3 protein-coding genes and 1 CRISPR repeat array are annotated in these 2,669 nt (G+C 45.8%); all 3 genes read left to right on the plus strand.

Features of this window, described 5'->3' with window-relative positions; genetic code table 11:
• A partial coding sequence (cas4, locus tag C7B77_RS27830; RefSeq protein ID WP_106312714.1) for a CRISPR-associated protein Cas4 occupies window positions 1–376 on the plus strand: 376 nt, incomplete at its 5' end.
• Window positions 377–449: 73 nt separating this feature from the next.
• Window positions 450–1,427, plus strand: a complete 978-nt coding sequence (gene cas1d / locus C7B77_RS27835; RefSeq protein WP_106312717.1) for a type I-D CRISPR-associated endonuclease Cas1d — start codon at window positions 450–452, stop codon at window positions 1,425–1,427.
• Window positions 1,424–1,717: a CRISPR-associated endonuclease Cas2 gene (gene cas2 / locus C7B77_RS27840; protein WP_106312720.1), complete on the plus strand. Its 294-nt coding sequence runs from the start codon at window positions 1,424–1,426 to the stop codon at window positions 1,715–1,717. The genes cas1d and cas2 overlap by 4 nt, the downstream gene beginning before the upstream one ends.
• A 210-nt stretch (window positions 1,718–1,927) precedes the next feature.
• Window positions 1,928–2,550: direct repeats of the CRISPR family, unit length 37 nt; unit sequence GTCGCTATAGCCTGAATCCCGCTTGCGGGACTGAAAC.
• Window positions 2,551–2,669 lie beyond the last annotated feature (119 nt).

The raw sequence follows: 2,669 nt of genomic DNA on the forward strand, positions 1-2,669 counted from the left end.
TCGATTATTAATCAGTGGCGTTATCGATGCCGTCGAAGAAACCCACGGTAAATTAGTCCCGATCGAATATAAAAAAGGCCGAATGGGGAAGCATTTAAGCGACCATTTTCAGCTCTGTGGTGCGGCATTATGTCTTGAAGAACGGATGGGAAAATCGATCGAATATGGCGAAATTTTCTATCATGCCAATCGTCGGCGCGAGCGGGTGATGTTTACACCACAACTCCGGCAAGCCACAGAAGCAGCGATTCAAGCGGCGCGCATTGCTGGTGAATTTCCGATGCCTACCCCCATTAACCATCCCAAAAAGTGTCAGGCGTGCAGTCTTGAGCATATTTGTCTACCCAATGAAATGCGGTTATTAATTGATAATTGATAATTGATAATTGATAACTGGTTTTTAATTCAAATTAGTAAGAAATAGACCTTGATTTTTATCGGAATAAACTATGTCAATTTTATATGTTACTCAGCCTGATGCTGTATTGAGCAAGCAGTACGAAGCCTTTCAAGTGGCTCTCAAACAAGAGGATGGTAGTTGGCAAAAACAAAAGGTACCAGCACAGACATTAGAGCAAGTTGTCTTGATGGGCAATCCGCAAGTGACTGGCGATGCGCTAATGTATGCCCTAGAATTAGGATTGCCAGTCCATTATTTGTCGAGTTTTGGAAAGTATTTGGGTGCGGCTTTGCCGGGACACTCTCGTAATGGGCAATTGCGATTGGCGCAGTATCGGCTGTATGACGATCCCGTCCGCCGACTGGCACTGGTACAGTCGATCGTGCAGGCAAAGATTCACAACCAATATACCGTCCTCTATCGCCACGGACAGAAGAATAATCCCCTCAAAGAGCGGCAGAAACAGGTATTCGCTCAGGATTCGATCGATAAAACACGCGGAATAGAAGGGATTGCTGCGAAGGAGTATTTTAGTTATTGGCCTGCGATGCTTAATTCTGGCTGGAAATTTACTGGGCGCAATCGTCGTCCGCCGACAGATCCAGTTAACTCATTATTGAGTTTTGCCTATGGACTCCTGCGGGGTCAGGTGACAGCCGCCGCACACATGGCTGGACTCGATCCTTATATCGGCTATTTACATGAGGTGCATCACGGCCAACCCGCTTTGGTGCTAGATTTGATGGAAGAATTTAGATCGATCGTCGCCGATAATTTGGTGTTGAGCGTCATCAACAATCGTCAGCTTCAAGTAGATGATTTTACGGAAAGCTTGGGTAGTTATCGATTGACAGATGGGGCGCGGAAGACCTTTCTTCAGGCTTTTGAAAAGAAGATGAGCGATGAGTTTACCCATCCAGTGTTTGGCTATAAGTGTAACTATCGCCGATCGATCGAGTTGCAAGCGCGGTTATTAGCAAGGCATCTACAGGAGGAGGTTCCTTATAAGCCTTTAATTTTGAGATGACCGCTTTATTTTATCTGATTATTTACGATTTACCAGACAATAAGGCAGCTAATAAACGGCGGAATCGTTTACATAAGCTATTAGGCGGTTATGGTAAATGGGAGCAGTACAGCGTGTTTGAGTGTTTTTTGACAGCGGTGCAGTTTGCCAAATTACAAACCCAAATCGAGCAATTAATTAAGCCAGAGGAGGATTCGGTGCGGATTTATGTTCTCGATGCTAAGTCGGTACGACGGACGATCGTGTATGGGTCGGTGAAACCAGAACGAGAATCTGTAATTTTATTGTGATACGATAATATTATGAGTTTTTGGCAAAGCTAGAGCGGGGTCATTTTCCCTGGGAGGTTCGCCAAAACGCCAGAACCCAGATAAGTAAATACTTTGAGATCCTAAGTTCGTAAATATCGAATGTCGATCGAGCTGCTGTTGCAGGTCAGAAAGTAGGTTTGCCAAATATGGTACTATAACCTATGTATGGCAGGGGTTTCTAACCCCGGGGTCGCTATAGCCTGAATCCCGCTTGCGGGACTGAAACATATCACGTAAAGTTGGATCTGGTAAAGGCAGTGGTCGCTATAGCCTGAATCCCGCTTGCGGGACTGAAACTGATATACAGAGTCATTGAGATGTGAGATGTATCGAGTCGCTATAGCCTGAATCCCGCTTGCGGGACTGAAACGCTGGGTTTGGACTGCTGTAGTCTCTAGTAATTCCGGTCGCTATAGCCTGAATCCCGCTTGCGGGACTGAAACTACTGTAGACAGAATTCTGCGCGACCAACGACGTGCCGATGTCGCTATAGCCTGAATCCCGCTTGCGGGACTGAAACATTGTCGACGAATACTCGATGATCGGCAAAGAAGACGTCGCTATAGCCTGAATCCCGCTTGCGGGACTGAAACATATTAGCGGAATATCTTTAGTTAAAAAGCATTCGTAGGTCGCTATAGCCTGAATCCCGCTTGCGGGACTGAAACTATCCCTAGCCGCACTTGTAAAAATCACCTCGGCAAGTCGCTATAGCCTGAATCCCGCTTGCGGGACTGAAACCTTTGACTTGTTAGCTGGCAAGATTATCGATATGGTCGCTATAGCCTGAATCCCGCTTGCGGGACTGAAACTATAGATGATATCTATAGCATAGTATTCTCAGCCATCCTCTAAACTCACGGTTCGCTCATTTTGGAGAGAGGTAGTCAAATTGGGTTAAAGTTTGACAATGAGCAAGCCTGTAACCTTA

The organism is Chamaesiphon polymorphus CCALA 037, assembly GCF_003003845.1.
GTDB classification, from domain to species: Bacteria; Cyanobacteriota; Cyanobacteriia; order Cyanobacteriales; family Chamaesiphonaceae; genus Chamaesiphon; species Chamaesiphon polymorphus.

What these genes read in the sequence shown, in the direction of transcription:
- cas1d (WP_106312717.1), top strand. Translation starts at nt 450, where the DNA reads ATGTCAATTTTATATGTTACTCAGCCTGATGCTGTATTGAGCAAGCAG.
- cas2 (WP_106312720.1), top strand. Translation starts at nt 1,424, where the DNA reads ATGACCGCTTTATTTTATCTGATTATTTACGATTTACCAGACAATAAG.